The organism is Gryllotalpicola sp. CP2-P1 (assembly GCF_057512245.1).
Genome location: NZ_JBLRDT010000014.1, coordinates 1 through 25,897 on the forward strand (window position 1 = coordinate 1; position 25,897 = coordinate 25,897).

Sequence of the window (25,897 nt, forward strand, 5' to 3'; positions counted from 1 at the left end):
GCGCGGGTAGCCTCGGCTCGCGCCGCGAGCTCGTCGTCGGCAGGGTAGCCCACCTCGGTGAGCGTCAGACCCTTCGCCGGCATGACTTTGAACGCGCTCGTGCGCTCCCCCACGTCGAGGATCAGGGCGAGATCGGATGCCGCGAGCCGCCCCTCCCCGACGGCGACGCAGCCGCCGACGAGGGCGCGCACCATGCTGTGACAGAACGCGTCGGCCTGCAACTCGGCCACCAGAACGCCGGACTCGTCCCGGCGCCAGTCGAAGCGCTGCAGCGTGCGGATCGTCGTCGCCCCCTCGCGCGGCTTGCAGTACGCGGCGAAGTCGTGCAGGCCGAGCAGGCTCTGCGCCGCGGCGTGCATGGCGTCGACGTCGAGCGCGGCCGGCCACCAGACGGTGCGGTGCCGCTGCCCGGGGTCGCGCGTGCCGATGCGGTCGCTGATGCGGTATTCGTAGCGTCGCCAGATCGCCGAGAAGCGCGCGTCGAACCCCACCGGCGCGACGGCACCGCGCCGCACCACGACGTCGGTCGTGCTGCCGAGGATGCCGTTCAGGCGGTAGGCGAGCGCGGCGCCCGCATCGGCCGGCGGCTCCCCCGCGACGCGCACATTGCGCAGCGCGTTCACCTGGTCGTGGCTGAGGTCGAGGTGCACCGCCTGGTCGGCCGCGTGGACTCCGGCATCCGTTCGCCCCGCGACGACGAGCGTCGGCGACGGCGGCGTGCGCCGGAACAGAGTGGCGAGGGCCTCCTCGAGCACTCCCTGGACCGTGCGCAGCCGGGGCTGCCTGGCCCAGCCGCTGAAATCGGTGCCGTCGTAGGCGACGTCGAGCCGCACGCGGGTGGGGGTGTCGGCGCTCATCGCCTCAAGCGTATCGACGCGCTTCATGAGGCGACTCGACCTCGTCGCGCGCCGAATCGGCGCATCAGGATGAGGGCCGCGCCTCAGTCGGGAAGCACATCGCCGTCGACGTAGAGCCAGGCACCGCCGACGCGCTCGAAGCGGCTGCGCTCGTGCAGCGCTCCACGTTCGGCGCCTTGGCGCCACACGGCGCGGAACTCGACGGTGCCGCGCGTGTCGAACGGGCCGCCGGCGGTCGTGCGCAGCACGTCGAGCCGGCGCCATTGCAGGTCCGTCTCGGGCGCGATCGAGCGCGGGCGGGTCGAGGGATGCCACGTCGAGAGCACATAGGCGGTGTCGCCCACCGCGAAGGCGGCGTAGCGGCTGCGCATGAGCTGCTCTGCGGTGGCGGCCCGGCGCTCGCCGGCGTGCAGCGGCCCGCAGCACTCCCCGTAGCTGAGTCCGCTTCCGCAGGGGCAGCGGCTTCCGGCATCCGTCACGACCCTATTGTCGTGCGCAACAGAAACGCCCCGCCACCCTTGCGGGCGCGGGGCGTTTCGTAAAAGCGGTCCGAGTTACTCGGACTTGGCCTCGTCGGCCGGGGCCTCGTCTGCGGCGGCCTCGGTCTCCTCGGCGGGCGCCTCGGTCTCCTCGGCGGGCGCCTCAGCGGCCTCGGTCTCCTCAGGGGCCTCGGTCTCGACGACCTCGGTCTCCTCGGCGGCCGGCTCGTCGGCGACGGGCGCAGCGGCGGCAGCCGGCTTGGCCTTCTTCACCTTCGGCGTGACGGGCTCGAGCACGAGCTCGATCACGGCCATGGGGGCGTTGTCGCCCTTGCGGTAGCCGGTCTTGATGATGCGGGTGTAGCCGCCCTCGCGCTCGGCGACGAGCGGAGCGATCTGGGTGAACAGCTCGTGCACGACCGACTTGTCCTTGATCACGGCGAGCACGCGACGGCGCGCGTGCAGGTCGCCGCGCTTCGCGAAGGTGATCAGTCGCTCAGCGATGGGGCGCAGGCGCTTGGCCTTCGTCTCGGTCGTCTGAATCGACTTGTGCGTGAACAGGCTGGCGGCCAGGTTCGCGAGGAGCAGGCGCTCGTGAGCGGGACCGCCTCCGAGGCGGGGGCCCTTCGTGGGCTTAGGCATGGTGTTTCTCCGTTGGTGAAAGGGTGGTGGTCGGGGGCGAGAAGCTTAGTTCTCGTCCTCGAAGCCGCTGTAGAAGTGGGCGCCGTCGAACCCGGGGACCGAGTCCTTGAGCGACAGGCCCATTTCCGTCAGCTTGTCCTTGACCTCATCCACCGACTTCTGGCCGAAGTTGCGGATGTTCATGAGCTGCGTCTCGGACAGGGAGACGAGCTCGCTGACGGTGTTGATGCCCTCGCGCTTGAGGCAGTTGTAGGAGCGAACCGAGAGGTCGAGGTCCTCGATGGGCATCGACAGCTCGGAGCTGAGAACGGCGTCGACCGGGGCCGGGCCGATCTCGATGCCCTCGGCCTGGTTGTTCAGCTCGCGAGCGAGGCCGAACAGCTCGACCAGGGTGCGGCCCGCCGAGGCGATCGCGTCGCGCGGGCTGATCGCCGGCTTGGTCTCGACGTCGACCACGAGGCGGTCGAAGTCGGTGCGCTCGCCCGCACGGGTGGCCTCGACGCGGTACGTGACCTTGAGGACCGGCGAGTAGATCGAGTCGACCGGGATCTGGCCGGCCTCGCTGAACTCGCTGCGGTTCTGCTGGGCCGAGACGTAACCGCGGCCGCGCTCGATGGTGAGCTCGATCTCGAGCTTGGCCTTGTCGTTGAGCGTCGCGATGACGAGCTCGGGGTTGTGGATCTCGACACCGGCCGGGGCGGAGATGTCGGCCGCCGTGACCTCGCCCGCACCCTGCTTGCGCAGGTAGGCGGTAATGGGCTCGTCGTGCTCGCTCGAGACGACCAGGCCCTTGATGTTCAGGATGATCTCGGTGACATCTTCCTTGACGCCGGGCACGGTGCTGAACTCGTGCAGCACGCCGTCGATGCGGATGCTCGTGACCGCAGCGCCCGGAATCGAGGACAGCAGCGTGCGGCGGAGCGAGTTGCCGAGGGTGTAGCCGAAGCCCGGCTCGAGCGGCTCGATGACGAACCGCGAGCGGAACTCCGAGATCGACTCCTCGGTCAGAGTAGGACGCTGTGCAATGAGCACTGTTGATTCCTTTCGGCTAAGGGTCCGCTATATGACCCTTGCGTGAGTGGAGTTATGGAGTTGTTGAGAAGCCTTTGCGGGCGGATGCCCCGCGAGGGGCACCCGCCGCGACAGTGTCCTAGTTAGACGCGACGACGCTTCGGCGGGCGGGCGCCGTTGTGGGCCTGCGGCGTCACGTCGGTGATGCTGCCCACCTCGAGGCCGGCGGCCTGAAGCGAGCGGATGGCGGTCTCGCGGCCCGAGCCCGGGCCCTTCACGAAGACGTCGACCTTCTTCATGCCGTGCTCCTGCGCCTGGCGGGCGGCCGACTCGGCGGCGGTCTGCGCGGCGTAGGGGGTCGACTTGCGCGAGCCCTTGAAGCCGACGCCACCGGCGGAGGCCCAGCTGATCACAGCACCGGTCGTGTCGGTGATCGACACGATCGTGTTGTTGAAGGTGCTCTTGATGTGGGCCTGGCCCACGGCGATGTTCTTCTTCTCCTTGCGGCGCGGCTTGCGCGCAGCCGTCTTAGGTGCAGCCATTTGTGTCTATCTCTCCTGAATCCGTGGGCCCGCGATTACTTGCGGCCGGCCTTCTTCTTGCCGGCGACGGTGCGCTTCGGGCCCTTACGGGTACGAGCGTTCGTCTTGGTGCGCTGACCGCGCACCGGGAGGCCACGGCGGTGGCGCAGACCCTCGTAGGAGCCGATCTCGACCTTGCGACGGATGTCGGCCTGGACCTCGCGGCGGAGGTCACCCTCGACCTTGAAGGTTCCCTCGATGTAATCGCGGAGGGCGACGAGCTGGTCGTCGGTCAGGTCCTTGACCCGGATGTCCCCCGAGATTCCGGTGGCGGCGAGGGTCTGAAGCGACCGGGTGCGACCGACACCGTAGATGTACGTCAGTGCGATCTCCACACGCTTCTCGCGCGGGATGTCAACGCCTGCAAGACGTGCCATGTTGGCTTTCTCCTGTAAGTGAGTGGAGGTGTGGAGCAGCGCCGGTGCCCGGGCCTCCAACCCGAGGTGTCCGATTCGCTGGTCGACTCGGCGAAGCCGAATGGAGACCGCGAATCATCTGGCGGTGCCTATCTGTGTGAAGTTGTGAAGCTTGCGATTAACCCTGGCGCTGCTTGTGGCGCGGGTTCGACGAGCAGATGACCATGACCCGGCCGTTGCGGCGGATGATCTTGCAGTGCTCGCAGATGCGCTTGACTGACGGCTTGACCTTCATTGAGTTGTTTCCTTCGCTGTCATCGTGCGCCTCCCTGGCAGGGAGGGCCGTTACTTGTGCAGCGAATCCTTACTTGTAGCGGTAGACGATGCGGCCACGGGTCAGGTCGTAGGGGCTCAGCTCGACGATCACGCGGTCCTCGGGGAGGATGCGGATGTAGTGCTGACGCATCTTGCCGCTGATGTGGGCAAGAACCTTGTGACCGTTGGTCAGCTCGACGCGGAACATCGCATTGGGCAGAGCCTCGATCACAGATCCTTCGATCTCGATGACGCCGTCTTTTTTGGCCATAGCCTCACTGTCGCTCAGTCGGAATTCGCTGTTCGTGCGGGGGATGTGGCGCCTCGAACGTTGCACGACGCGCACCGCAAAACGGGTGCAAGACACCAAAGATCAATCGTACCCGAAGTGTTCCCATAACGCGAGTTCAGGTCTACACTCGCTTGGCCCTGCGGCGTGTCGCCGGCTTCCGCCTCCTACTCGCGGCGCGCGAGCAGCCCGGCGTTGAGGCGGTCACTGAACTCGCGGTCGACGGCGATCGGCTGCCCGTCGACCGCGGTGATCGGAGTCGCAAGCTTGACGCTCGACAGCAGCCAGACTCCGTCGGAGTCCAGCAGCTCGCCCGACGGCACGAGCCGGTCCTCGGTGGCGAAGCCCCATTCCTGCGCGAGCGCGAAGGCGCTGAGCTGGGTCGTGCCGGGAAGGATGCCGATGTCGGTCTTCGGGGTCACGAGCGTGTCACCGCGCCGCAGCAGCACACTCGACTGCGGAGCCTCCATGACGTAACCGTCGGACGAGACGTAGATCGCGTTGTCGGCGCCACGGCGGGCCGCCTCGCGCAGCGTCGCCATGTTGACCGCATACGACAGCGTCTTCGCGCCGGGCAGTAGCCAGGGCGCGTGCTCGGAAAGGTCGTGACGGTACCCGCGGTCGAGCGTGACGACCTTCCATCCGTCTGTGCGGTTGGCGAAGTCGTCCTCGGCCACGGTGGCGATCAGCCAGCCGGTCGGCCGGTTCGCGCCCTCGACGCCGCGCGAGAGCACCAGTTTGATGCCGCCCTGGCGATCGATCGGAAGCGCCGCCCCCGCGAGCCTCATCGCGACGCGCCACTGCTCGAGGTTCGGGGCGGGCAGTTCGAGGAGGCCGGCAGAGTTGGCGAGGCGCCAGAAGTGCGCGTCGACCGCTTGCGGGCACCCCTCGAGCACGCCCAGCGTCTCGAACACTCCGTCACCGCGGGTCGCCGCGAGATCGGTGCCGCGCACGATCGGCTCGTCCGCCGGCACCCGTCGCACGGTCGATTCCCAGCCGGATGCCGGCTCGGCGGCGTCGGCGGGGGCGACATCGAGGACGAAGACGATCGGTTCAGGCATCCGGGACCCTCAGAATCTCTAGGCGATGGGTGTGGGGGTGATGCCGAACGGCGCGAGCCCGGCGGCGCCGCCATCGGCGGCGGTCAGCACCCAGATGCCGTCCTTGTGGACGGCGACGCTGTGCTCCCAGTGGGCGGCGGCCGAGCCGTCTTCCGTGACGACCGTCCACCCGTCGTCGCGGACGTAGGTGTCGGCTCCGCCGAGTGTGACCATCGGCTCGATCGCGACGACGAGACCCGGGCGCACCTCGGGGCCGCGCTGACGCACCGCGTAGTTGAACACGGGCGGGTCCTCGTGCATCGAGCGACCGATGCCGTGACCGATGTAGTCGGTGAGGATGCCGTAGTCGCCCTGCGACTCGATGTACTCCTCGATGGCGGCGCCGACCTCGTTGAGGTGCTTCGCCGTGTAGAGCTGGGCGATGCCGCGCCACAGCGACTGCTCGGTCACGCGGTTCAGCTCGCGGCGCGCGGCGACGTCGTCGGCGCTGGCACTGCTCTCCTCCCCCGCGGAGCCGTCGACGACGAAGCTGCGCGCCGCGTCGCCGTTCCACCCCTGCGCTGAGATGGCGCCGGAGTCGATCGACACGATGTCGCCCGCAGCGATCACGGCCGCGCCGGGGATGCCGTGCACGACTTCGTCGTTCACCGACGCGCAGATCGTGTGGAAGTAGCCGTGCTCGAGCTTGAAGTTCGGCTTCAGGCCGCGGGCCTCGATCGCCGCCTCGGCGGCCGCGTCGAGTTCGAGCGTCGTCACGCCCGGCTTCACGAGCGCCTCGACGGCGTCGAGGCTCGCCGCCGTCGCGAGCCCCGGCTCGATCATCAGCCGAAGCTGCGCCGGCGACTTGTAGATGGACTTGCGAAGCGAGCGCATCTGGCGGCTAGGCGACGGCGATTCCGGGGCGACGGATGCCGCGGGCCTCGAGCCCCTCGTGGATCCGCTCCGCGACCTCGTCGATCGTGCCGAGACCGTCGACCGTGACCAGCAAGCCGCGCTGGCTGAAGACGTCGATGAGCGGAGCGGTCTGCTCCGCATAGACGTCGAGGCGGTGACGGATCACCTCTTCGGTGTCGTCGGCCCGGCCCTGATCAGCGGCGCGCTTCAACAGGCGCTCGACGACGTGCTCAGTGTCGGCGGTCAGCTGCACGACCGCGTCGAGCTGCGTGCCGCGCGCCGCGAGCCACTCATCGAGGAACGCGACCTGACCCGTGGTGCGCGGATAGCCGTCGAGCAGGAATCCGTTCTCTGCGTCAGCCTGGCTCAGCCGGTCGGCGACGATCTCGTTGGTCAGCTCGTCGGGCACGTAGGCGCCCGTCGAGGTGATCTCCTTGACCTTGAGGCCGAGCGGCGTCTCGTTCTTGATGTTGTCGCGGAAGATGTCACCGGTGGACACGGCGGGGATGCCGAGGGACTGGGCGATGAAGACCGCCTGCGTGCCCTTGCCGGCCCCTGGCGGACCGACGATGAGGAGCCGCGCTCCCCCCTGCGTGTTCTCTGCGACGGCTTCCGTCATCGAAGCAACCCTTCGTAGTGGCGCTGCTGCAATTGCGAGTCGATCTGCTTCACCGTCTCGAGGCCGACGCCCACGATGATGAGGATCGACGTTCCACCGAAGGTGAAGCTGCTGCTTGCGCCCAGCAGCGCGAAGGCCACAAGCGGGACGAGGGCGACCACGGCCAGGTAGATGGAACCCGGCAGCGTGATGCGGGTGAGCACGTAGTCGAGATACTCGGCGGTCGGCCGGCCGGCACGGATGCCGGGGATGAATCCCCCGTACTTCTTCATGTTGTCCGCGACCTCTTCGGGGTTGAAGGTGATCGCGACGTAGAAGTAGGTGAAGCCGACGATGAGCAGCGCGTACAGCGCCATGTAGATCGGGTGGCCGCCGTTGGTCAGGTTGTTCGTCACCCAGGTGACCCACGCGGCGGGCGCCTGGCCGGAGGCGGGCTGGTTGAACTGGGCGACGAGCGCCGGCAGGTACAGCAGCGACGAGGCGAAGATGACCGGCACGACGCCCGCCATGTTCACCTTGATCGGGATGTAGGTGTTGTTGCCGCCGTAGGTGCGCCGCCCGATCATGCGCTTCGCGTACTGCACGGGGATGCGCCGCTGCGACTGCTCGACGAAGACGACCGCCCCGACGACGACGACGCTGATGAGCAGCACCAGCAGGAAGGTGCCGATGCCGTTGCTCTGCTCGATCGCCCAGAACGAGGTGGGGAACTGCGCGGCGATCGAGGTGAAGATCAGCAGGGACATGCCGTTGCCGATGCCGCGCTCGGTGACGAGCTCGCCCAGCCACATGATGAGGCCGGTGCCCGCGGTCATGGTGATGACCATGAGCAGGATCGCGTACCAGCTGGTGTCGGTGATGATGTTCGAGCACTCGGTGGCGCTCGTCGTGCCGAACAGTGCGCCGCTGCGCGCCACCGTGATCAGCGTCGTGGACTGCAGGACGCCGAGCGCGATGGTGAGGTAGCGCGTGTACTGCGTGAGGCGCGCCTGGCCCGCCTGGCCCTCTTTGTACAGCGTCTCGAAGTGCGGGATCACGACGCGCAGCAGCTGCACGATGATCGACGACGTGATGTACGGCATGATGCCGAGCGCGAAGATCGAGAGCTTGAGGAGCGCCCCGCCGGAGAACAGGTTGACCAGCTCGTAGAGGCCAGTCGTGCCCTGGTTCGCATTCAGACACGCCTGCACGTTCGCGAAGTCGACGTACGGCGAGGGGATGAACGACCCGAGCCGGAAGATCGCGATGATCGCGAGGGTGAACAGGAGCTTCTTGCGAAGGTCGGGCGTGCGGAACACCCGCACGATGGCGCTGAACAAGGGTTCGTCCTGCTTTCGATGATGAGAGAGGGCCGGTGGCTTTCGCCACCGACCCTCTACTTTACGTCAGTCGCGGATGCCGCTCATGACGGGTACTACTTGATCGAGCCGCCGGCCGCGACGATCTTCTGCTCGGCCGAGGCCGAGACCTTGTCGACGGTCACGTTCAGCTTGACCGCGATGTCGCCGGTGCCGAGCACCTTGACCTTCTCGTTCTTGCGAACGGCGCCCTTGGCCACCAGGTCGGCGACGGTCACGTCGCCGCCCTGCGGGTAGAGCTCGGCGAGCTTCTCGAGGTTCACGACCTGGTACTCGACACGGAACGGGTTCTTGAACCCGCGCAGCTTCGGGGCGCGCATGACCGAGTTCAGCTGGCCGCCCTCGAATCCGGGGCGCACCTGGTAGCGCGCCTTCGTGCCCTTCGTGCCGCGGCCCGCGGTCTTGCCCTTCGAGCCCTCACCACGACCGACGCGGGTGCGGTCCTTCTTGGCACCTGCGGCGGGGCGCAGGTGGTGCACCTTCAGAACGCTCACGCGCTCTGCGGGAGCCTCGGCCTTCGCCGCTGCCTTCGACGAAGCCGCGGCGTTCGCCTTCTTGGCCGCCGGCTTCTTCGCGACGGTCTCTTCCGTCGTCTTCTCGTCAGCCATTAGTCGATCTCCTCAACCTTCACCAGGTGAGCGACGGTACGCACGTAACCGCGGTTCTGCGCGTTGTCCTCACGGACCACGACATCGCCGATGCGCTTGAGCCCGAGGCTGCGCAGCGTGTCGCGCTGGTTCTGCTTCTCACTAACCTTGCCCTTGATCTGGGTGACCTTGAGCCGCGCCATTAGGCACCTGCCTTCGCTGCAGCGGCAGCCTCGGCTGCCTGAGCCTCGGCACGCAGGATGCGGGCCGGCACGACCTCGTCGTAGTCGAGACCACGACGGGCGGCGACGGCGCGCGGCTCCTCGAGGCTCTTCAGGGCCTCGACGGTGGCGTGCACGATGTTGATGGTGTTCGACGAGCCGAGCGACTTGCTCAGGACGTCGTGGATGCCGGCGCACTCGAGCACGGCACGGGCCGGGCCACCGGCGATAACACCGGTACCGGGGGCGGCGGGGCGCAGGAGCACCACACCGGCGGCGGCCTCGCCCTGCACGGGGTGCGGGACCGTCGAGCCGACGCGCGGGACGCGGAAGAAGTTCTTCTTCGCCTCCTCGACGCCCTTCGAGATCGCCAGCGGCACCTCGCGGGCCTTGCCGTAGCCGACGCCGACCAGGCCGTTGCCGTCACCGACGACCACGAGGGCGGTGAAGCTGAAGCGACGACCGCCCTTCACGACCTTGGAGACGCGGTTGATGGTGACGACGCGCTCCAGGAACTGGCTGCGGTCGTCATTGCGCGAACCGCGCTCGTTGCGGCCACCGCGATCGCCGCGGCCACCGCGACGGCTCTCGCGGGTGTCACGCGTGAGCGTGTCGCTGCCGGCAGCGGTCTCGACCGGCTTCTCTGCAGTCGTCGCCGTGTCGGTCACGTCCTGCCCCTTCTTGATGTTCTCGTCGGTCACAGGTCCAGCCCACCTTCACGAGCGCCCTCAGCGATGGCCGCGACGCGGCCCGCGTACTTGTTGCCACCGCGGTCGAACACGACGGCCTCGATGCCTGCGGCCTTGGCGCGCTCGGCGACCAGTTCGCCGACGCGGCGGGCCTTGGCGGTCTTGTCGCCCTCGAACACGCGCAGGTCGGCCTCGAGGGTCGACGCGGACGCGAGGGTGTGGCCCACGGCGTCATCGACGACCTGCACGAAGAGGTGGCGGGCCGAGCGGGTGACGACGAGACGGGGACGGGCGGCGGTGCCGACGACCTTCTTGCGCAGACGGGCGTGGCGGCGGCCGCGGGCAGCAGTCTTGCTGTTGTTAGCCATGGTTACTTACCAGCCTTTCCGGCCTTGCGACGCACGACCTCGCCGGCGTAGCGGATGCCCTTGCCCTTGTAGGGCTCGGGCTTCTTGATCTTGCGGACGTTCGCAGCGGTCTCGCCGACGAGCTGCTTGTCGATGCCGGTGACGGTCACCTTGTTGTTGCCCTCGACCGCGAAGGTGATGCCCGCGGGCGCCTCAACGGTGACGGGGTGCGAGAAGCCGAGAGCGAACTCGATGGCCGAGCCCTTCTGAGCCACGCGGTAACCGGTACCGACGATCTCGAGCTGCTTCGAGTAGCCCTGCGTCACGCCGACGATCTGGTTGTTGATGAGGGTGCGGGTCAGGCCGTGCAGCGAGCGCGAGTTGCGCTCGTCGTCGGGGCGGGTGACGAGGACCTGGTTGTCCTCGATCTTGACCTCGATGGGGCTCGCCACGTTGAGCGAGAGCTCACCCTTGGGCCCCTTGACGGTGACGGCCGAGCCGTCGATCTTCACATCGACCCCGGCGGGGATGTCGATGGGCAGTCTTCCAATACGCGACATCTTCGATTACCACACGTAGGCGAGGACTTCCCCGCCGACGCCCTTCTTCTCAGCCTGACGGTCGGTGAGCAGACCGGAGGAGGTGGACAGGATGGCGACACCGAGGCCACCGAGGACGGTGGGGATCTCGGTCGACTTCGCGTAGACGCGGAGGCCGGGCTTCGAGACGCGCTTGATGCCGGCGATGGAGCGCTCGCGGTTCGGGCCGAACTTGAGCTCGAGCGTGAGGGTCTTGCCCACGCGAGCGTCGGCGACGGACCAGTCGGAGATGTAGCCCTCTGCCTTGAGGATGTCGGCGATGTGCGCCTTCAGCTTCGAGTGGGGCATCGACACGGTGTCGTGGTACGCAGAGTTCGCGTTGCGCAGACGCGTCAGCATGTCTGCGACCGGATCAGTCATGGTCATGACTAGTGATTCCTTTGTTCACCAGGTTTCGCCGGCCGTTACACGAACGACGACCTGTGGTGGTGGGGTGAAGCGGATGCCTCACCCGGTTGCTCCCGAAGAAGGGAGTAGACCCGCTGAAGGCGGGGCCTGCGCGGCATCCCTAGAGATACTTGGCACAAACCCCGCCATCCTAGCGGTCGTACCTGAGTGCGCGACTCAGGGGACGGTTACGCGGCCTGCTCGTCCGTCTTGAACGGGAAGCCGAGTGCGCGCAGCAGGGCGCGACCCTCGTCGTCCGTCTTGGCGGTGGTGACGACCGTGATGTCGAAGCCGCGGACGCGGTCGATCTTGTCCTGGTTGATCTCGTGGAAGATCGACTGCTCCTGCACACCGAAGGTGTAGTTGCCGTGGCCGTCGAACTGACGGTCGGACAGACCGCGGAAGTCGCGGATGCGCGGCAGCGCGAGCGACAGCAGGCGGTCCAGGAACTCCCAGGCGCGGTCGCCGCGGAGGGTGACGTGCGCACCGATGGCCTGGCCCTCGCGCAGCTTGAACTGCGCGATGGACTTGCGCGACTTCGTGACCTGCGGCTTCTGACCGGTGATCAGCGTCAGGTCGGCGATCGCGCCGTCGATGATCTTGCCGTCACGGGCGGCCTCGCCGACACCGGTGTTCACGACGACCTTGACGAGGCCGGGGATCTGGTGCGGGTTGGTGAAGCCGAACTGCTCCTTGAGAGCAGGCGCGATCTCGCTCTGGTACTTCTGCTTCAGGCGGGGCTGGATCTTGCCAGCCGCCGCAGCAGTGGTGTCGGTCATTACAGGTCCTTACCTGACTTCTTGGCGTAGCGCACGCGGACGTTCTTCGTGATGCCGTCCTTGGTGACCGCCTCGACCCGGTGGCCGACGCGGGTCGGCTTCTTGGTCTCGGGGTCGACGAGCGCGACGTTGGAGATGTGGATCGGAGCCTCGACGGTCTCGAGACCGCCGGTCTTCGAGCCGCGCTGGGTCTGGCCCACCTTGACGTGCTTCGTCACGAAGTTGATGCCCTCGACGACGACGCGGTTCTCCTCGGTGATGACGCGCAGGACCTTGCCCTGCTTGCCACGGTCGCCGCCGCGCGCCTGCGTGGCGCCGGCGATGACCTCGACGAGGTCGCCCTTCTTGATCTTGGCCATGGGGACTAAATCACCTCCGGGGCGAGCGAGACGATCTTCATGAACTTCTTGTCGCGAAGCTCACGGCCGACCGGCCCGAAGATACGGGTGCCGCGCGGCTCGCCGTTGTTGTTGAGCACAACCGCGGCGTTCTCGTCGAACTTGATGTACGAGCCGTCGGCGCGACGGGTCTCCTTGACGGTGCGGACGATGACCGCCTTGACGACGTCGCCCTTCTTGACGTTGCCGCCGGGGATGGCGTCCTTGACGGTAGCCACGATGACGTCGCCCAGGCCGGCGTAGCGACGGTTCGAGCCGCCGAGCACGCGGATGGTCAGCAGCTCCTTGGCGCCGGTGTTGTCGGCGACCTTGAGACGCGATTCGGTCTGGATCATTACTTCGCCTTCTCCAGAATCTCGACCAGGCGCCAGCGCTTGGAGGCGCTCAGCGGGCGGGTCTCGTTGATGATGACGAGGTCGCCGATGCCTGCAGTGTTCTGCTCGTCGTGCGCCTTGACCTTCTTCGTGGTGCGCAGGACCTTGCCGTAGAGCGGGTGCTTCTTGCGGTCCTCGACCTCGACGACGATGGTCTTGTCCATCTTGTCGCTGACGACGTAGCCGCGGGCGGTCTTGCGGTAGTTGCGCGCCTCGGTGGCCTGCTCGGCGACCTCGGCCTCAGCCTTCTTGGTAGCCATGCCTATGCCTCCTCGGTCTCGGCAGCGGGCGCCTCAGCGGCCTCTGCCTTGTTCTCGGTGCTCTTGCCTGCGCCGGCGGGCTTCGAGCTCTTCTTGGCGGCCTTCTTCGCCGGGGCCTCGACCGGAGCCGGGACGGCGCGGATGCCGAGCTCGCGCTCACGGATGACCGTGTAGATGCGAGCGATGTCGCGCTTCACAGCGCGAAGGCGGCCGTGGCTCTCGAGCTGGCCGGTGGCCGACTGGAAGCGCAGGTTGAACAGCTCTTCCTTGGCCTTCTTGAGCTCGTCGGTGAGACGAGCGTCGTCGAACGTGTCGAGCTCGGCGGGTGCGAGCTCCTTGGAACCGATCGCCATTACGCGTCGCCCTCCTCGCGCTTGATGATTCGTGCCTTGAGGGGCAGCTTGTGGATGGCACGGGTCAGGGCCTCACGAGCGAGTTCCTCGTTGACGCCCGCGACCTCGAAGAGGACGCGACCCGGCTTGACGTTCGCAACCCACCACTCGGGCGAGCCCTTACCGGAACCCATGCGGGTCTCGGCCGGCTTCTTGGTCAGCGGACGGTCGGGGTAGATGTTGATCCACACCTTGCCACCACGCTTGATGTGACGGGTCATCGCGATACGAGCGGACTCGATCTGACGGTTGGTCACGTAGGCGGGGGTCAGGGCCTGGATGCCGAACTCGCCGAAGCTGACCTTCGTGCCGCCGGTCGCCTGACCGGAACGGCCCGGGTGGTGCTGCTTGCGGTGTGCAACCTTACGGGGGATCAGCATTATGCCGTGGCTCCTTCCGCGACCGGGGCCTCTGCCTGCTGGCCACGGGGGGCACGGCGCGGGCGGTCGTTGCGGTCGTTACGGTCGCGGCCGGGCCGGGAGGCCTGCTCGCGAGCGAGTTCCTTGTTGGTGATGTCGCCCTTGTAGATCCAGACCTTCACGCCGATGCGGCCGAAGGTGGTCTTCGCCTCGTAGAAGCCGTAGTCGATGTTCGCGCGCAGGGTGTGCAGCGGCACGCGACCCTCGCGGTAGAACTCGGAGCGGCTCATCTCGGCGCCGCCGAGGCGGCCGGAGACCTGGATGCGGACGCCCTTGGCGCCGGCGCGCTGCGCGCCCTGCAGACCCTTGCGCATCGCGCGGCGGAAGGCCACGCGGGCGGAGAGCTGCTCGGCGATGCCCTGGGCGACGAGCTGGGCATCGGCCTCGGGGTTCTTGACCTCGAGGATGTTCAGCTGGATCTGCTTGCCGGTGAGCTTCTCGAGGTCGGCGCGGATGCGCTCGGCCTCGGCGCCGCGGCGGCCGATGACGATACCCGGGCGGGCGGTGTGGATGTCCACGCGCACGCGGTCACGGGTCCGCTCGATCTCGATGCGGGCGACGCCCGCACGGTCGAGGGTGGTCGTCAGCAGCTTGCGGATCTTGATGTCCTCGCCGACGTAGTCGGCGTAACGCTGACCAGGCTTGGTCGAGTCCGAGAACCAACGCGACACGTGGTCCGTGGTGATGCCCAGACGGAAGCCGTAGGGGTTGACTTTCTGACCCATTACTTCGTCCCTTCGTCCGGAGTGGCCAGGACCACGGTGATGTGGCTCGTGCGCTTGTTGATGCGGAAGGCACGGCCCTGCGCACGCGGCTGGAAACGCTTGAGGGTGGTGCCCTCATCGACGAATGCGCGCGAGATGTACAGGTCCTGCTCGTCCAGGTACTGGTTCGAGGCATCCGCCTTCACGCGAGCGTTGGCGATGGCCGAAGCGACCAGCTTGTAGATCGGCTCGCTCGCGCTCTGGGGCGCGAACTTCAGGATGGCGAGCGCCTCCTGCGCCTGCTTGCCGCGGATCAGGTTGACGACGCGACGAGCCTTCTGAGGCGTGATGCGGATGTGTCGCACGCGTGCGATCGACTCCACCATTTCTTCTCCTCCTAACGTCGCCGCACTCAGCGGCGACGACCCTTCTTGTCGTCCTTCTCGTGTCCACGGAAGGTGCGGGTCGGAGCAAACTCGCCGAGCTTGTGACCGACCATGGTCTCGGTGACGAACACCGGGATGTGCTTGCGACCGTCGTGCACCGCGATGGTGTGGCCGAGCATGGCCGGGACGATCATCGAACGACGCGACCAGGTCTTGATCACGTTCTTCGAGTTGGCCTCGTTCTGACGAACCACCTTCTGAAGCAGGTGCTCGTCGACGAAGGGGCCCTTCTTGAGACTGCGGGGCATCTTCTAGTTCTCCTACTTCCGCTTCTTACCGGTGGGACGGCGACGCACGATGAGCTTGTCGCTTTCCTTGTTCGCGTGACGGGTGCGACCCTCGGCCTGACCCCACGGGCTGACCGGGTGGCGACCACCGGAGGTCTTGCCCTCACCACCACCGTGCGGGTGGTCGATCGGGTTCATCGCGACACCGCGGACGGTCGGGCGAACGCCCTTCCAGCGGAGGCGGCCGGCCTTGCCCCAGTTGATGTTCGACTGCTCGGCGTTGCCGACCTCGCCGATCGTGGCGCGGCAGCGGGCGTCGACGTTGCGAACCTCGCCCGAGGGCAGACGCAGCTGGGCGTAGGGGCCGTCCTTCGCGACGAGACGGACCGAAGCGCCGGCGGAACGGGCCAGCTTGGCGCCACCGCCCGGCTTCAGCTCGATCGCGTGCACGACGGTACCGGTCGGGATGTTGCGCAGCGGCAGGTTGTTGCCCGGCTTGATGTCGGCGCTGGCGCCCGACTCGACGACGTCGCCCTGCTTCAGGCCGTTCGGCGCGAGGATGTAGCGCTTGGTGCCGTCGAAGAAGTGCAGCAGCGCGATGCGCGCGGTGCGGTTCGGGTCGTACTCGATGTGGGCGACCTTGGCGTTGACGCCGTCCTTGTCGTTGCGACGGAAGTCGATGACACGGTACTGGCGCTTGTGCCCACCGCCGATGTGGCGGGTGGTGATGCGGCCCTGGTTGTTGCGGCCACCGGTCTTGGACAGCGGGCGGAGCAGCGACTTCTCGGGGGTCGATCGGGTGATCTCAGCGAAGTCGGCAACGGACGAACCGCGACGACCGGGGGTCGTGGGCTTGTAGTTACGAATAGCCATAGTTCTTCCTTTGCTCCTAGCCGACAGCCGTGAAGATGTCGATGGAACCGGACTTGAGCGTGACGATGGCGCGCTTGGTGTCCTTGCGCTTGCCGATGCCGAAGCGGGTGCGGCGGGTCTTGCCCTGACGGTTCAGGGTGTTCACCGTCGCGACCTCGACCTTGAAGATCGACTCGATCGCGAGCTTGATCTCGGTCTTGTTCGAGCGCGGGTCGACGACGAAGGTGTACTTGCCCTCGTCGATCAGGCCGTAGCTCTTCTCGCTGACGACCGGGGCGATGATGACGTCGCGCGGGTCCTTGTTGGCGGCCATTACTTGGTCACCTCCTGGTTCTTCGTCTTGGCGGCGACGAACGAGTCGTACGCGGCCTGCGTGAACACGACGTCGTCGCTGCGGAGCACGTCGTAGGCGTTCAGCTGGTCGGCGGCGAGCACGTGCACGGTCGGCAGGTTGCGGACCGAGAGCCAGCCGGCCTCGTCAGCGGAGTCGAGCACGACGAGCACGTTCTTGCCGACGCCGAGACCGGCGAGCAGCGCCTTGGCGGTCTTGGTCGACGGGGTGTCGACCGCGATGGCCTGGACGACGTGGACGCGGCCCGCGCGGGCGCGGTCGGAGATCGAGCCGAGCAGAGCGGCGGCGATCATCTTCTTTGGGGTGCGCTGGTCGTACTTGCGGGGCACGGGGCCGTGGACGACGCCACCGCCGGTGTGCTCAGGAGCGCGGACAGAACCCTGGCGGCTGCGGCCGGTGCCCTTCTGCTTGAACGGCTTGCGGCCGGCACCCGAGACCTCGCCACGGTTCTTGGTCTTGTGCGTGCCCTGACGCGCTGCGGCGAGCTGGGCGACGACGACCTGGTGGATCAGCGGGACGTTGGTCTGGACGTCGAAGACCTCGGAAGGCAGCTCGACGGAGCCGGCCTTCTTACCCTTCACGTCGAGGACGTCGAGAGTAGCCATGGTCTTAGGCTCCCTTCACTGCGTTGCGGACGAAGACGATGCGGCCGCGAGCACCGGGGACGGCGCCCTTGACGAGCAGCAGACCCTTCTCAGCGTCGACCGAGTGCACCGTCAGGTTCAGCACGGTCACGCGCTCGCCGCCCATGCGGCCGGCCATGCGCATGCCCTTGAACACGCGGCTCGGGGTCGACGAGGCGCCGATCGAACCGGGCTTGCGGTGGTTGCGGTGCGAACCGTGCGAAGCGGAGACGCCCTTGAAGTTGTGGCGCTTCATGACCCCCGCGGTGCCCTTGCCCTTGCTGGTGCCGACGACGTCGACGAGCTGGCCGGCCTCGAAGGTCTCACCGACGGTGAGCTCCTGGCCGAGCGTGTACTGGGAAGCGTCAGCGGTGCGCACCTCGGTGAGGTGGCGGCGCGGGGTGACGCCGGCCTTCTCGAAGTGGCCGGCGGTGGGCTGGTTGACCTTGCGCGGGTCGATCTGGCCGTAGGCGATCTGAACGGCGTCGTAGCCGTCGACCTCGGGGGTACGGACCTGGGTGACCACGTTCGGAGTGATCTCGACGACGGTGACGGGGATGAGCTTGTTGTTCTCGTCCCACACCTGGGTCATCCCAAGCTTCTTGCCCAGCAGGCCCTTGACGTTCTTGGTCTTTGCAGACATATGTACCGGGCCCCCTTACAGCTTGATCTCGATGTTGACGTCAGCCGGCAGGTCGAGACGCATGAGCGAGTCGACGGCCTTGGGCGTCGGGTCGATGATGTCGATCAGCCGCTTGTGCGTGCGCTTCTCGAAGTGCTCGCGGCTGTCCTTGTACTTGTGGGGCGAACGGATCACGACGACCACGTTCTTCTCGGTCGGAAGCGGCACCGGGCCGACGACGGTCGCACCCGCGCGGGTCACCGTGTCGACGATCTTGCGTGCCGAGGTGTCGATGACCTCGTGGTCATACGACTTCAGTCGAATGCGGATCTTCTGTCCCGCCATCACTGACTCGCTCTCGTGTAAGGCGTCTTACGAGCTTCCGGCTCGCATTGGACGCGACGTGCTCCGAACGGACTGCCGCTCGAAGCTCGTGGTGTAGCACCACTGTTCGGTTTTCAACGCTTGGCCCCGACGCAGTGCGGCCCGGGCACAGATGTGTCCGGGACTTCCGGTGTCGGATTTTGGCGAGGTGTTCTGCTGCCCGCGGCCTAACCTGAACCGAGCGACTCGGCGGCTATGCACTGCCTGGCAGTGATTCGGCGAGAGCTGAGCCCGTCGGCCGAAATGTTGAACCATACAAGTTTGCCAGATGAACAGGGATGCTGCAACCCGGGCGTGTCGCGGATCAGCCCCGGCATCCGGGCATGGAAGAGGGGCTGAGCCCCGACCGACTCAGCCCCGACTGCGTGCGGCTACTTCCGCGATTCCACCACTGCCGGCTGCGGCTTGCGCGCAGCCATCAGACGCGCCGTGACGATTCCGCCTGCGCCGACGGTGAGCGCCGAGACGACGAAGACGGACAGCGCCAGCGGGCGCGTCGTCTCGGTGGGCTCGGCGATGGGAATGAGCGCATCCTCCATCACCGGAACGACCTCCTGAACGACGGCGATCGGCTCCGGCTCAGCGGCCGCAGCCGCCGCAATGGCCGGACCGCCCATCAGCACACCCGTGAACAGCAGTCCCGTCGCGGCGATCAGCGCGCCCACTCGGCGCACAAGCCGACCCCGTCGGCCGGAGCGCGTCGATGTCTCAGTCATTGGAATGTTCCCTTCCTCTACGTTCGAGAACATCCTAACACATGTTGTATCTATGTCGCATGCCTGCAACGCGCAAAGAGAAGGGGCCGGGCCCGAAGGCCCGACCCCACTCAGGAGATCGAAGTAAGAGGACTTACTTGATGATCTTGGTGACGGTACCGGCGCCGACAGTGCGGCCACCCTCACGGATGGCGAAGCCGAGGCCCTCCTCCATGGCGATGGGCTGGATCAGCTCAACGTGGAGGTCGGTGGTGTCACCCGGCATGACCATCTCGGTGCCCTCGGGGAGGGTGATGACGCCGGTCACGTCGGTGGTGCGGAAGTAGAACTGCGGACGGTAGTTCGCGTAGAACGGGTTGTGACGGCCACCCTCGTCCTTGGACAGGATGTACGCGGTGCCCTCGAACTCGGTGTGCGGCGTGACCGAACCCGGCTTCACGACGACCTGACCGCGCTCGACGTCCTCGCGCTTGGTGCCGCGGAGGAGCAGACCACAGTTCTCGCCGGCCCAGGCCTCGTCGAGCTGCTTGTGGAACATCTCGATACCGGTGACCGTGGTCTTCTGCGTCGGGCGGATGCCGACGATCTCGACCTCGGAGTTGATGGCGAGCGTGCCACGCTCGGCGCGGCCCGTCACGACGGTGCCACGGCCGGTGATGGTGAAGACGTCCTCGATGGGCATGAGGAACGGCTTGTCACGGTCACGCACCGGGTCGGGGATCGACTCGTCGACGGCGTCCATGAGGTCGAGGATGGACTGGGTCCACTTCTCGTCACCCTCGAGGGCCTTGAGGCCCGAGACGCGCACGACGGGGGCGTCGTCGCCCGGGAAGCCCTGCGAGGACAGCAGCTCGCGGACCTCGAGCTCGACGAGCTCGAGGATCTCCTCGTCGTCGACCATGTCGGCCTTGTTCAGCGCGACGAGCAGGTAGGGAACGCCGACCTGCTTGGCGAGAAGAACGTGCTCACGGGTCTGAGCCATCGGGCCGTCGGTGGCGGCCACGACCAGGATCGCGCCGTCCATCTGGGCAGCACCGGTGATCATGTTCTTGATGTAGTCGGCGTGACCCGGGGCGTCGACGTGAGCGTAGTGACGCTTCGGCGTCTCGTACTCGACGTGCGAGATGTTGATCGTGATACCGCGCTGGCGCTCCTCGGGAGCTGAGTCGATCGAAGCGAAGTCACGCTTCACGTTCACGGCCGACGGGTACTTCTCGGCGAGAACCTTCGAGATCGCGGCGGTCAGAGTGGTCTTGCCGTGGTCGACGTGACCGATCGTACCGATGTTGACGTGCGGCTTGGTCCGCTCGAACTTGGCCTTAGCCACTGTGGGTCCTCCTCAGGACTCTCGTGTAGAAGCTGCGGCCGACGCGCGCCGACCGGACATTCTACGGGGATCTTCTCTATGTTACGGGATAACTACCGGGCGTTTCAGCGCCCGGTTCGCGGCATCCGCCTGGCCTCGATCTCCGTCGCGCGAGCGAGTCGATCGGCGGCTGAACGGATGCCGCGCCGGGGCTTACTCGCCCTTGGCCTTCTGGACGATCTCGTCCGACACGTTGCGCGGAACCTCGCCGTACGTCTCGAACGTCATCGAGTAGACGGCACGGCCGGCGGTGCGCGAGCGCAGGTCGCCGATGTAGCCGAACATCTCGGACAGCGGGACGATCGCGCGGATCACCTTCACGCCCGCGGCGTCGTCCATCGACTGGATCTGACCGCGACGGGAGTTCAGGTCGCCGATGACGTCGCCCATGTACTCCTCAGGGGTACGGACCTCGACGGCCATCAGCGGCTCGAGCAGCACGGGCTGAGCCTTGCGCGCAGCCTCCTTGAAGCCCATCGAGCCGGCGATCTTGAACGCCATCTCGGACGAGTCGACCTCGTGGTAACCGCCGTCGGTGAGGGTCGCCTTGACGCCCACCATCGGGAAGCCGGCGAGGATGCCGCCCTGCATGGCCTCCTGGAAGCCGGCGTCGACCGACGGGATGTACTCGCGGGGGACGCGGCCACCGGTCACGGCGTTCACGAACTCGTAGGTCGTCTCAGCGGTGACCTCGAGCGGCTCCAGCTTGAACTGGATCTTCGCGAACTGGCCGGAGCCACCCGTCTGCTTCTTGTGCGTGTAGTCGTGACGCTCGACCGTCTTCTTGATGGTCTCGCGGTAGGCGACCTGCGGCTTGCCGACGTTCGCCTCGACCTTGAACTCACGGCGCATGCGGTCGACGAGGATGTCGAGGTGCAGCTCGCCCATGCCCTTGATGACGGTCTGGCCGGTCTCGGGGTTGAGCTCGGTGCGGAACGTCGGGTCCTCTTCGGCGAGCTTCTGGATCGCGGTGCCCAGCTTCTCCTGGTCGGCCTTGGTCTTCGGCTCGATGGCGACCTCGATGACGGGCTCGGGGAAGGTCATCGACTCGAGGACGACGGGGCTCTGCGGGTCGGCGAGGGTGTCACCGGTGGTGGTGTCCTTCAGGCCGATGACCGCGTAGATGTTGCCCGCGGTCAGCGACTCGACCGGGTTCTCCTTGTTGGCGTGCATCTGGAAGATCTTCCCGATGCGCTCCTTCTTGTCCTTGGTCGCGTTGATGACCTGCGCGCCCGACTCGAGGTGGCCCGAGTAGACGCGGACGTAGGTGAGGCGGCCGAAGAACGGGTGCGCGACGACCTTGAACGCGAGAGCCGAGAACGGCTCGTTCGCGTCGGCGTGGCGCTCGACGATCTTCTCCTCGTCGCGGACGTCGTGGCCCTGGATGGACGGGACGTCGAGCGGCGACGGCAGGTAGTCGATGACCGCATCGAGCATGGGCTGCACACCGCGGTTCTTGAAGGCCGAGCCGCAGAGCACGGGGTAGACCTCGGAGGCGATCGTGAGCTTGCGGATCGCGCCCTTGATCTCGGCCTCGGTGAGCTCTTCGCCGCCGAAGTACTTCTCGAGCAGCACGTCGTCGCTCTCGGCGACGGTCTCGAGCAGCTTCTGGCGGTACTCCTCGGCCTTCTCGGCGAGGTCGGCGGGGATCTCCTGGACCTCGTACTTCGCGCCCATGGTCACGTCACCCTTGGCGTCACCCGGCCACACGAGGGCCTTCATGGTGATCAGGTCGACGACACCGATGAAGTCGCTCTCGGCACCGATCGGCAGCTGCAGCACGAGCGGCTTGGCGCCGAGGCGGTTCACGATCGTGTCGACGGTGAAGTAGAAGTCGGCACCGAGCTTGTCCATCTTGTTGACGAAGCAGATGCGGGGGACGTCGTACTTGTCGGCCTGACGCCAGACGGTCTCGGACTGGGGCTCCACGCCCTCCTTGCCGTCGAAGACCGCGACCGCGCCGTCGAGGACGCGCAGGCTGCGCTCGACCTCGACGGTGAAGTCGACGTGGCCGGGGGTGTCGATGATGTTGATCTGGTTCCGGTTCGCGTCGTTGTTCGCCGCGTACGTCGGGGCCCAGAAGCAGGTCACGGCGGCGGACGTGATCGTGATGCCGCGCTCCTTCTCCTGCTCCATCCAGTCGGTCGTCGAGGCGCCGTCGTGGGTCTCGCCGATCTTGTGGTTCACGCCCGTGTAGAACAGGATGCGCTCGGTCGTGGTGGTCTTACCGGCGTCGATGTGCGCCATGATGCCGATGTTGCGGACCTTGTGCAGGTCCGAGAGCACGTCTTGTGCCACGGGGTTCCTCCGGATGGATGGTGAAGGGGGAAGTTTGGTTTCAGGCGGGTGAGCGGAGCTCGTGGCATCCGCCCACCCGCCCGATCGCTGTTACCAGCGGTAGTGCGCGAAGGCCTTGTTCGACTCGGCCATCTTGTGCGTGTCCTCGCGGCGCTTCACCGCGGCGCCGAGGCCGTTGGACGCGTCGAGGATCTCGTTGGTGAGACGGTCGGTCATGGTCTTCTCACGGCGGGCCTTGGCGTAGCCGGTGAGCCAGCGCAGCGCCAGGGTGTTCGCACGGTGGGGCTTGACCTCGACCGGGACCTGGTAGGTCGAGCCGCCGACGCGGCGGGACTTGACCTCGATGGTCGGGCGGACGTTGTCGAGCGCCTTCTTGAGCGTGGCGACCGGGTCGTTGCCGGTCTTGGCCTCGACGGCCGAGAGCGCACCGTAGACGATGTTCTCGGCGAGGCCCTTCTTGCCGTCGAGCAGGATCTTGTTGACCAGCTGCGAGACGACGGGCGAACCGTAAACCGGGTCGGCGACGACCGGGCGCTTAGGAGCGGGACCCTTGCGAGGCATTACTTCTTCTCCATCTTCGCGCCGTAGCGGCTGCGAGCCTGCTTGCGGTTCTTGACGGCCTGGGTGTCCAGGGCGCCGCGGATGATCTTGTAGCGGACACCGGGAAGGTCCTTCACACGACCGCCGCGAACGAGCACCATCGAGTGCTCCTGCAGGTTGTGGCCCTCACCGGGGATGTACGCGGTGACCTCAGTGCCGTTGGAGAGCTTGACGCGAGCGACCTTGCGGAGCGCCGAGTTCGGCTTCTTCGGGGTGGTGGTGTACACGCGCGTGCACACGCCACGCTGCTGGGGGTTGGCCTTCAGGGCCGGCGCCTTGGTCTTGACGACCTTGGGGGTGCGACCCTTGCGGACCAACTGCTGAATAGTTGGCACAAATGCTCCTTGTTAGTGCTGCACGGTGACAGCGGGTTGATGGTGTTTTTCCATCGGGATCCACCGGCGAATTCGATCGAATTCAACCTGCATTGCGTGGTGGATATGCCGTGGGAGACCCTGGACTGCGCCCAGGCGTTCTCTGAGTCGTGTGACCAACACTGCGTCGTTTGACGGACACTGCGTCGCTTGGTGAACGGAGCTCGGACACGCCGAGCGCGCACGCCAAAGCGCACACCCGATCAATGGTATCAGGTCAGCGACCCTGACGTGTCGGTGTCGGAGTAGTTCGCCGAGGGCACGAAATGGACCGTGCCCGATGCGTCGGGGACGATGGTGCCCGCCACGCTGAACGGATTGGAGCCCGTCGTCGCGGTGCCGCTCAGGCCGCCCTTCGAGGCGTGCGCCGTGAAGGTGATGTAGCCGGGGCTGCTCGTCGTGACCGGCCAGCCCGCGAGCTGCGCGCTCCACTCCCCCACGCGGACCGACGGCTGGCCGTCGATCGTCCAGTGCCCGTCGGTGTAGGTGACGGATTCCTCGGGCACGGCGCGGAACGGGCATCCATCAGGCCGCAGCTCGCTCGACGCGGCGCACTGCGCGATCCACTCGGCCACCTGCTCGCGTGCTGCGCTCTCGCCGCTGTCGGCGAGGGTGAGCCGGATGACGGCAGGTGCGGGTCGCGCGGAGGCGAAGGTCGCGAGGGCGGTTGCGGGGGTGCCGGTCACCTGGCCGCCGCCCGCGAGCGCGGCACGGTAGTCACCGGGGAGCACGTGCTGGGTGACGGTGCCGTGCGACGCGGTGAGCGCGACGCCGGCGACCGTGACGCGCAGGTCGACGGATGCCTCGAGCGAGACCGTGATCTCGGGAAGCTGCTGCTTCGCGAGTCGCCACGGGGCGAAGGGATTGTCGTCGGCGCGCTCGACCTCGAAGGAGGCGACGTAGCTGCCGGTGCCCTGCGTGATGCGGGCCCGAACGGTGCCGCTGTCGCCTGCGGAGCTCGCGTCGAGCACCGTGAAGGCGCTGGGGCGCTGTGCGGCAGCGCGGTACGCGGCATCCGCCAGCAGCTTGTCGCCGTCGGCCGGCGTGATGCGGCCGAGACGCAGCGCCCGCGCGACGTCGCCGGCGGTGACGGCCTGCAGATAGGCGCGAACGGGGCGCTCGGGCGACGCCTCGCGCACGGCGGGCGGCAGCACAACGACCGCAGCGAAGACAGCGGCGACCACGGCCAGCACGGCGACGATCACGACCGCCAGCTGGCTGCCGGTCAGGGGGCGCGTGCGCGAGGAGGACACCCAGCCATCATGGCCGCTTTCGCGCGGCCGGGGGCTCATTCGTCTTCGTCGCGCTCCCACGGCCAGCGGGGGCGGCCCCGCTCGGCGACGCGCGAGGCGAGCACCAGCGTGTAGAGCAGTGCGACGACGAAGGCGATGATTCCCGCGCAGATCGCGAACGGGCCCGTGAGCAGGCCGCCGAAGAAGATGAGCGCCCCCACGGGGTCGCCACGGCCGAGGAGGAAGGCGAGGGCGGCGAACAACGCCCAGGCCAGGTACGCGCCGACGCCGATGCCGGCAGCTGCGAGTGGGGCGACCCGCTGGCGCGACTCGGGGACGCGCAGAGCGATCAGCAGCAGGCATCCGATCACCAGCAGCGTCGCGGCGGCGGCCGCGACCGGCCCCGCCAGCTCGCCCGCGCGCCGGTCGGCGATGACCTCGGTGCCGGAAAGCAGCGAGATCACGCCGAACGCGGCGATCAGCAGCGCGAGGAAGAGACCGGAGGCGAAGATCGCGACCGTCGCGGCGTACTTCCTGAAGCCGGGCACAGCAGCGGGCGGTGCGAGCTACGGGCGAGCGGTTGACGCCTCGAGGTCGGCTTCGTAGGCCTGGCGCGCCTCGAGGTTGCGGCGCTTGGCGACCTGGCCGTGGAAGGCGATCCAGGCGCCGAACCATGTCACGACCTCGAGTGCGATGAAGCTCACGACGGTGGCGACCCAGAGGTAGGGGATGTTCGACTGGAAGTAGTCGCGGGTGAAGGTCTCGAACTCGCCCGGCGTCAGATTCCAGGCGCGGTTCGTCAGCAGCGCCGCGCCGTAGTAGGAGGCGAACACGAGAGCCGCGACGAAGACGCTGCCGAGGACGTAGCCCCACCAGCGGCCGCGATTGACGATCGCGACGAGTGCGATGAAGGCGGCGGTGAAGACCGCGAGCGGGACCCAGAAGTCCCAGCCCTTCGCGTAGCTCTCGAGGTAGTTGACGGCCCGGTCGCCGCCGTAGCGGATGAGCAGGATTCCGTAGGTGGCGCCCAAGTCGGCCGCGGCGAACACGATCGCGGCGAGGACGGCGATCAGGATGCCGAGGCCGCGGTTCCCGCGCTTCTTCGGCGGCGTCGGGGTCTGCAGGTAGGTGGGGCCGCCGTAGGGCGCGGGGGTCTGAGTCGGCTC

39 protein-coding genes and 1 pseudogene are annotated in these 25,897 nt (G+C 67.3%); all 40 read right to left on the reverse strand.

Translation table 11 applies throughout. The annotated features are described in order from the left end of the window. A partial coding sequence (gene truA / locus ACM2XV_RS02225; RefSeq protein ID WP_487025840.1) for a tRNA pseudouridine(38-40) synthase TruA occupies positions 1–884 on the reverse strand: 884 nt, incomplete at its 3' end. 56 nt (positions 885–940) lie between these two features. Further along, positions 941–1,336: a YchJ family protein gene (locus ACM2XV_RS02230; protein WP_344776391.1), complete on the reverse strand. Its 396-nt coding sequence runs from the start codon at positions 1,334–1,336 to the stop codon at positions 941–943. A gap of 75 nt (positions 1,337–1,411) precedes the next feature. Beyond that, a complete protein-coding gene (gene rplQ, locus ACM2XV_RS02235; RefSeq protein ID WP_344776393.1) occupies positions 1,412–1,978 on the reverse strand; it encodes a 50S ribosomal protein L17 in 567 nt (188 codons plus the stop codon). Positions 1,979–2,023: 45 nt separating this feature from the next. Further along, the gene (locus ACM2XV_RS02240) at positions 2,024–3,010 is read right to left on the reverse strand and encodes a DNA-directed RNA polymerase subunit alpha (protein ID WP_344776395.1); all 987 of its coding nucleotides are present in this window, start codon (positions 3,008–3,010) and stop codon (positions 2,024–2,026) included. A 122-nt stretch (positions 3,011–3,132) separates the two neighbouring features. Beyond that, on the reverse strand, positions 3,133–3,531 hold the full coding sequence (gene rpsK / locus ACM2XV_RS02245; protein ID WP_120788498.1) for a 30S ribosomal protein S11: 399 nt from the start codon (positions 3,529–3,531) through the stop codon (positions 3,133–3,135). A 35-nt stretch (positions 3,532–3,566) separates the two neighbouring features. After that, a complete protein-coding gene (gene rpsM, locus ACM2XV_RS02250) occupies positions 3,567–3,947 on the reverse strand; it encodes a 30S ribosomal protein S13 (RefSeq protein WP_344776398.1) in 381 nt (126 codons plus the stop codon). A gap of 157 nt (positions 3,948–4,104) precedes the next feature. Then, positions 4,105–4,221, reverse strand: coding sequence for a 50S ribosomal protein L36 (gene rpmJ / locus ACM2XV_RS02255; RefSeq protein ID WP_120788500.1), 117 nt, complete (start codon positions 4,219–4,221; stop codon positions 4,105–4,107). Between the two features lie 69 nt (positions 4,222–4,290). Then, positions 4,291–4,512: a translation initiation factor IF-1 gene (gene infA, locus ACM2XV_RS02260; RefSeq protein ID WP_011186713.1), complete on the reverse strand. Its 222-nt coding sequence runs from the start codon at positions 4,510–4,512 to the stop codon at positions 4,291–4,293. 185 nt (positions 4,513–4,697) lie between these two features. Then, entirely contained in the window at positions 4,698–5,591 is an 894-nt protein-coding gene (locus ACM2XV_RS02265; protein ID WP_344776400.1) for an aminodeoxychorismate lyase, read from the reverse strand. Between the two features lie 18 nt (positions 5,592–5,609). Further along, positions 5,610–6,464 (reverse strand): type I methionyl aminopeptidase, encoded by an 855-nt coding sequence (map, locus tag ACM2XV_RS02270; RefSeq protein ID WP_344776402.1) that lies wholly within the window; start codon positions 6,462–6,464, stop codon positions 5,610–5,612. A gap of 7 nt (positions 6,465–6,471) precedes the next feature. Continuing rightward, on the reverse strand, positions 6,472–7,104 hold the full coding sequence (locus ACM2XV_RS02275) for an adenylate kinase (RefSeq protein WP_344776404.1): 633 nt from the start codon (positions 7,102–7,104) through the stop codon (positions 6,472–6,474). Continuing rightward, positions 7,101–8,423: a preprotein translocase subunit SecY gene (gene secY / locus ACM2XV_RS02280; RefSeq protein WP_344776406.1), complete on the reverse strand. Its 1,323-nt coding sequence runs from the start codon at positions 8,421–8,423 to the stop codon at positions 7,101–7,103. Before secY ends, ACM2XV_RS02275 begins: the two co-directional genes overlap by 4 nt. Before the next feature lie 95 nt (positions 8,424–8,518). Then, on the reverse strand, positions 8,519–9,070 hold the full coding sequence (gene rplO / locus ACM2XV_RS02285) for a 50S ribosomal protein L15 (RefSeq protein WP_344776408.1): 552 nt from the start codon (positions 9,068–9,070) through the stop codon (positions 8,519–8,521). After that, positions 9,070–9,252, reverse strand: coding sequence for a 50S ribosomal protein L30 (gene rpmD, locus ACM2XV_RS02290; RefSeq protein ID WP_120788505.1), 183 nt, complete (start codon positions 9,250–9,252; stop codon positions 9,070–9,072). Before rpmD ends, rplO begins: the two co-directional genes overlap by 1 nt. Next, entirely contained in the window at positions 9,252–9,971 is a 720-nt protein-coding gene (gene rpsE / locus ACM2XV_RS02295) for a 30S ribosomal protein S5 (RefSeq protein WP_344776410.1), read from the reverse strand. The genes rpmD and rpsE overlap by 1 nt, the downstream gene beginning before the upstream one ends. After that, a complete protein-coding gene (gene rplR / locus ACM2XV_RS02300) occupies positions 9,968–10,327 on the reverse strand; it encodes a 50S ribosomal protein L18 (protein ID WP_487025841.1) in 360 nt (119 codons plus the stop codon). Before rplR ends, rpsE begins: the two co-directional genes overlap by 4 nt. Before the next feature lie 2 nt (positions 10,328–10,329). Further along, on the reverse strand, positions 10,330–10,866 hold the full coding sequence (gene rplF, locus ACM2XV_RS02305; RefSeq protein ID WP_344776414.1) for a 50S ribosomal protein L6: 537 nt from the start codon (positions 10,864–10,866) through the stop codon (positions 10,330–10,332). 6 nt (positions 10,867–10,872) lie between these two features. Further along, entirely contained in the window at positions 10,873–11,271 is a 399-nt protein-coding gene (gene rpsH / locus ACM2XV_RS02310) for a 30S ribosomal protein S8 (protein ID WP_344776416.1), read from the reverse strand. 209 nt (positions 11,272–11,480) lie between these two features. Then, on the reverse strand, positions 11,481–12,071 hold the full coding sequence (gene rplE / locus ACM2XV_RS02315; protein WP_344776418.1) for a 50S ribosomal protein L5: 591 nt from the start codon (positions 12,069–12,071) through the stop codon (positions 11,481–11,483). Continuing rightward, positions 12,071–12,430 (reverse strand): 50S ribosomal protein L24, encoded by a 360-nt coding sequence (gene rplX / locus ACM2XV_RS02320; protein ID WP_344755212.1) that lies wholly within the window; start codon positions 12,428–12,430, stop codon positions 12,071–12,073. Before rplX ends, rplE begins: the two co-directional genes overlap by 1 nt. 5 nt (positions 12,431–12,435) lie before the next feature. After that, a complete protein-coding gene (rplN, locus tag ACM2XV_RS02325; RefSeq protein WP_120788511.1) occupies positions 12,436–12,804 on the reverse strand; it encodes a 50S ribosomal protein L14 in 369 nt (122 codons plus the stop codon). Next, positions 12,804–13,103, reverse strand: a complete 300-nt coding sequence (gene rpsQ / locus ACM2XV_RS02330) for a 30S ribosomal protein S17 (RefSeq protein WP_344776420.1) — start codon at positions 13,101–13,103, stop codon at positions 12,804–12,806. Before rpsQ ends, rplN begins: the two co-directional genes overlap by 1 nt. Before the next feature lie 2 nt (positions 13,104–13,105). Next, positions 13,106–13,456, reverse strand: coding sequence for a 50S ribosomal protein L29 (rpmC, locus tag ACM2XV_RS02335; protein ID WP_344776422.1), 351 nt, complete (start codon positions 13,454–13,456; stop codon positions 13,106–13,108). Further along, the gene (gene rplP / locus ACM2XV_RS02340) at positions 13,456–13,875 is read right to left on the reverse strand and encodes a 50S ribosomal protein L16 (RefSeq protein ID WP_120788514.1); all 420 of its coding nucleotides are present in this window, start codon (positions 13,873–13,875) and stop codon (positions 13,456–13,458) included. Before rplP ends, rpmC begins: the two co-directional genes overlap by 1 nt. Continuing rightward, positions 13,875–14,639, reverse strand: a complete 765-nt coding sequence (gene rpsC / locus ACM2XV_RS02345) for a 30S ribosomal protein S3 (protein WP_344776424.1) — start codon at positions 14,637–14,639, stop codon at positions 13,875–13,877. The genes rplP and rpsC overlap by 1 nt, the downstream gene beginning before the upstream one ends. Next, positions 14,639–15,004 (reverse strand): 50S ribosomal protein L22, encoded by a 366-nt coding sequence (gene rplV / locus ACM2XV_RS02350; RefSeq protein WP_120788516.1) that lies wholly within the window; start codon positions 15,002–15,004, stop codon positions 14,639–14,641. Before rplV ends, rpsC begins: the two co-directional genes overlap by 1 nt. 26 nt (positions 15,005–15,030) lie before the next feature. Further along, complete coding sequence (rpsS, locus tag ACM2XV_RS02355) at positions 15,031–15,312, reverse strand: 30S ribosomal protein S19 (protein WP_022882686.1); 282 nt, start codon at positions 15,310–15,312, stop codon at positions 15,031–15,033. Between the two features lie 12 nt (positions 15,313–15,324). Next, complete coding sequence (rplB, locus tag ACM2XV_RS02360; RefSeq protein WP_344776426.1) at positions 15,325–16,164, reverse strand: 50S ribosomal protein L2; 840 nt, start codon at positions 16,162–16,164, stop codon at positions 15,325–15,327. Between the two features lie 16 nt (positions 16,165–16,180). Beyond that, positions 16,181–16,477, reverse strand: coding sequence for a 50S ribosomal protein L23 (gene rplW, locus ACM2XV_RS02365; RefSeq protein ID WP_344776428.1), 297 nt, complete (start codon positions 16,475–16,477; stop codon positions 16,181–16,183). Then, positions 16,477–17,121 carry a 50S ribosomal protein L4 gene (rplD, locus tag ACM2XV_RS02370; RefSeq protein ID WP_344776430.1) on the reverse strand — a complete coding sequence of 215 codons (645 nt, stop codon included), beginning with the start codon at positions 17,119–17,121 and terminating at the stop codon, positions 16,477–16,479. Before rplD ends, rplW begins: the two co-directional genes overlap by 1 nt. A gap of 4 nt (positions 17,122–17,125) precedes the next feature. After that, on the reverse strand, positions 17,126–17,782 hold the full coding sequence (gene rplC / locus ACM2XV_RS02375) for a 50S ribosomal protein L3 (protein ID WP_487025842.1): 657 nt from the start codon (positions 17,780–17,782) through the stop codon (positions 17,126–17,128). 15 nt (positions 17,783–17,797) lie between these two features. Next, a complete protein-coding gene (gene rpsJ, locus ACM2XV_RS02380) occupies positions 17,798–18,106 on the reverse strand; it encodes a 30S ribosomal protein S10 (RefSeq protein ID WP_027479364.1) in 309 nt (102 codons plus the stop codon). A gap of 410 nt (positions 18,107–18,516) precedes the next feature. After that, positions 18,517–18,861 carry a hypothetical protein gene (locus ACM2XV_RS02385; protein WP_344776434.1) on the reverse strand — a complete coding sequence of 115 codons (345 nt, stop codon included), beginning with the start codon at positions 18,859–18,861 and terminating at the stop codon, positions 18,517–18,519. A 133-nt stretch (positions 18,862–18,994) separates the two neighbouring features. Continuing rightward, positions 18,995–20,188 carry an elongation factor Tu gene (gene tuf, locus ACM2XV_RS02390; protein WP_344755237.1) on the reverse strand — a complete coding sequence of 398 codons (1,194 nt, stop codon included), beginning with the start codon at positions 20,186–20,188 and terminating at the stop codon, positions 18,995–18,997. Between the two features lie 192 nt (positions 20,189–20,380). Next, positions 20,381–22,525, reverse strand: coding sequence for an elongation factor G (gene fusA, locus ACM2XV_RS02395; protein WP_344776436.1), 2,145 nt, complete (start codon positions 22,523–22,525; stop codon positions 20,381–20,383). Positions 22,526–22,615: 90 nt separating this feature from the next. Continuing rightward, positions 22,616–23,086, reverse strand: a complete 471-nt coding sequence (rpsG, locus tag ACM2XV_RS02400) for a 30S ribosomal protein S7 (RefSeq protein WP_344776438.1) — start codon at positions 23,084–23,086, stop codon at positions 22,616–22,618. Next, positions 23,086–23,460: a 30S ribosomal protein S12 gene (rpsL, locus tag ACM2XV_RS02405; protein WP_022882694.1), complete on the reverse strand. Its 375-nt coding sequence runs from the start codon at positions 23,458–23,460 to the stop codon at positions 23,086–23,088. Before rpsL ends, rpsG begins: the two co-directional genes overlap by 1 nt. A gap of 251 nt (positions 23,461–23,711) precedes the next feature. After that, entirely contained in the window at positions 23,712–24,752 is a 1,041-nt protein-coding gene (locus tag ACM2XV_RS02410; protein WP_487025843.1) for a hypothetical protein, read from the reverse strand. 35 nt (positions 24,753–24,787) lie between these two features. Beyond that, positions 24,788–25,279, reverse strand: a complete 492-nt coding sequence (locus ACM2XV_RS02415) for a DUF6121 family protein (RefSeq protein ID WP_487025844.1) — start codon at positions 25,277–25,279, stop codon at positions 24,788–24,790. Between the two features lie 18 nt (positions 25,280–25,297). Further along, positions 25,298–25,897: pseudogene (locus ACM2XV_RS02420) on the reverse strand (hypothetical protein); the annotation flags it as partial.

Coding starts and splice junctions, on each gene's coding strand:
- rplQ (WP_344776393.1), bottom strand. CDS start 1,978: ATGCCTAAGCCCACGAAGGGCCCCCGCCTCGGAGGCGGTCCCGCTCAC.
- rpsK (WP_120788498.1), bottom strand. CDS start 3,531: ATGGCTGCACCTAAGACGGCTGCGCGCAAGCCGCGCCGCAAGGAGAAG.
- rpsM (WP_344776398.1), bottom strand. CDS start 3,947: ATGGCACGTCTTGCAGGCGTTGACATCCCGCGCGAGAAGCGTGTGGAG.
- rpmJ (WP_120788500.1), bottom strand. CDS start 4,221: ATGAAGGTCAAGCCGTCAGTCAAGCGCATCTGCGAGCACTGCAAGATC.
- infA (WP_011186713.1), bottom strand. CDS start 4,512: ATGGCCAAAAAAGACGGCGTCATCGAGATCGAAGGATCTGTGATCGAG.
- ACM2XV_RS02265 (WP_344776400.1), bottom strand. CDS start 5,591: ATGCCTGAACCGATCGTCTTCGTCCTCGATGTCGCCCCCGCCGACGCC.
- map (WP_344776402.1), bottom strand. CDS start 6,464: ATGCGCTCGCTTCGCAAGTCCATCTACAAGTCGCCGGCGCAGCTTCGG.
- ACM2XV_RS02275 (WP_344776404.1), bottom strand. CDS start 7,104: ATGACGGAAGCCGTCGCAGAGAACACGCAGGGGGGAGCGCGGCTCCTC.
- rplO (WP_344776408.1), bottom strand. CDS start 9,070: ATGGCTGACGAGAAGACGACGGAAGAGACCGTCGCGAAGAAGCCGGCG.
- rpmD (WP_120788505.1), bottom strand. CDS start 9,252: ATGGCGCGGCTCAAGGTCACCCAGATCAAGGGCAAGGTTAGTGAGAAG.
- rplR (WP_487025841.1), bottom strand. CDS start 10,327: ATGGCTAACAACAGCAAGACTGCTGCCCGCGGCCGCCGCCACGCCCGT.
- rplF (WP_344776414.1), bottom strand. CDS start 10,866: ATGTCGCGTATTGGAAGACTGCCCATCGACATCCCCGCCGGGGTCGAT.
- rpsH (WP_344776416.1), bottom strand. CDS start 11,271: ATGACCATGACTGATCCGGTCGCAGACATGCTGACGCGTCTGCGCAAC.
- rplE (WP_344776418.1), bottom strand. CDS start 12,071: ATGACCGACACCACTGCTGCGGCGGCTGGCAAGATCCAGCCCCGCCTG.
- rplX (WP_344755212.1), bottom strand. CDS start 12,430: ATGGCCAAGATCAAGAAGGGCGACCTCGTCGAGGTCATCGCCGGCGCC.
- rplN (WP_120788511.1), bottom strand. CDS start 12,804: ATGATCCAGACCGAATCGCGTCTCAAGGTCGCCGACAACACCGGCGCC.
- rpsQ (WP_344776420.1), bottom strand. CDS start 13,103: ATGGCTACCAAGAAGGCTGAGGCCGAGGTCGCCGAGCAGGCCACCGAG.
- rpmC (WP_344776422.1), bottom strand. CDS start 13,456: ATGGCGATCGGTTCCAAGGAGCTCGCACCCGCCGAGCTCGACACGTTC.
- rplP (WP_120788514.1), bottom strand. CDS start 13,875: ATGCTGATCCCCCGTAAGGTTGCACACCGCAAGCAGCACCACCCGGGC.
- rpsC (WP_344776424.1), bottom strand. CDS start 14,639: ATGGGTCAGAAAGTCAACCCCTACGGCTTCCGTCTGGGCATCACCACG.
- rplV (WP_120788516.1), bottom strand. CDS start 15,004: ATGGTGGAGTCGATCGCACGCGTGCGACACATCCGCATCACGCCTCAG.
- rpsS (WP_022882686.1), bottom strand. CDS start 15,312: ATGCCCCGCAGTCTCAAGAAGGGCCCCTTCGTCGACGAGCACCTGCTT.
- rplB (WP_344776426.1), bottom strand. CDS start 16,164: ATGGCTATTCGTAACTACAAGCCCACGACCCCCGGTCGTCGCGGTTCG.
- rplW (WP_344776428.1), bottom strand. CDS start 16,477: ATGGCCGCCAACAAGGACCCGCGCGACGTCATCATCGCCCCGGTCGTC.
- rplD (WP_344776430.1), bottom strand. CDS start 17,121: ATGGCTACTCTCGACGTCCTCGACGTGAAGGGTAAGAAGGCCGGCTCC.
- rplC (WP_487025842.1), bottom strand. CDS start 17,782: ATGTCTGCAAAGACCAAGAACGTCAAGGGCCTGCTGGGCAAGAAGCTT.
- rpsJ (WP_027479364.1), bottom strand. CDS start 18,106: ATGGCGGGACAGAAGATCCGCATTCGACTGAAGTCGTATGACCACGAG.
- ACM2XV_RS02385 (WP_344776434.1), bottom strand. CDS start 18,861: ATGACTGAGACATCGACGCGCTCCGGCCGACGGGGTCGGCTTGTGCGC.
- rpsG (WP_344776438.1), bottom strand. CDS start 23,086: ATGCCTCGCAAGGGTCCCGCTCCTAAGCGCCCGGTCGTCGCCGACCCG.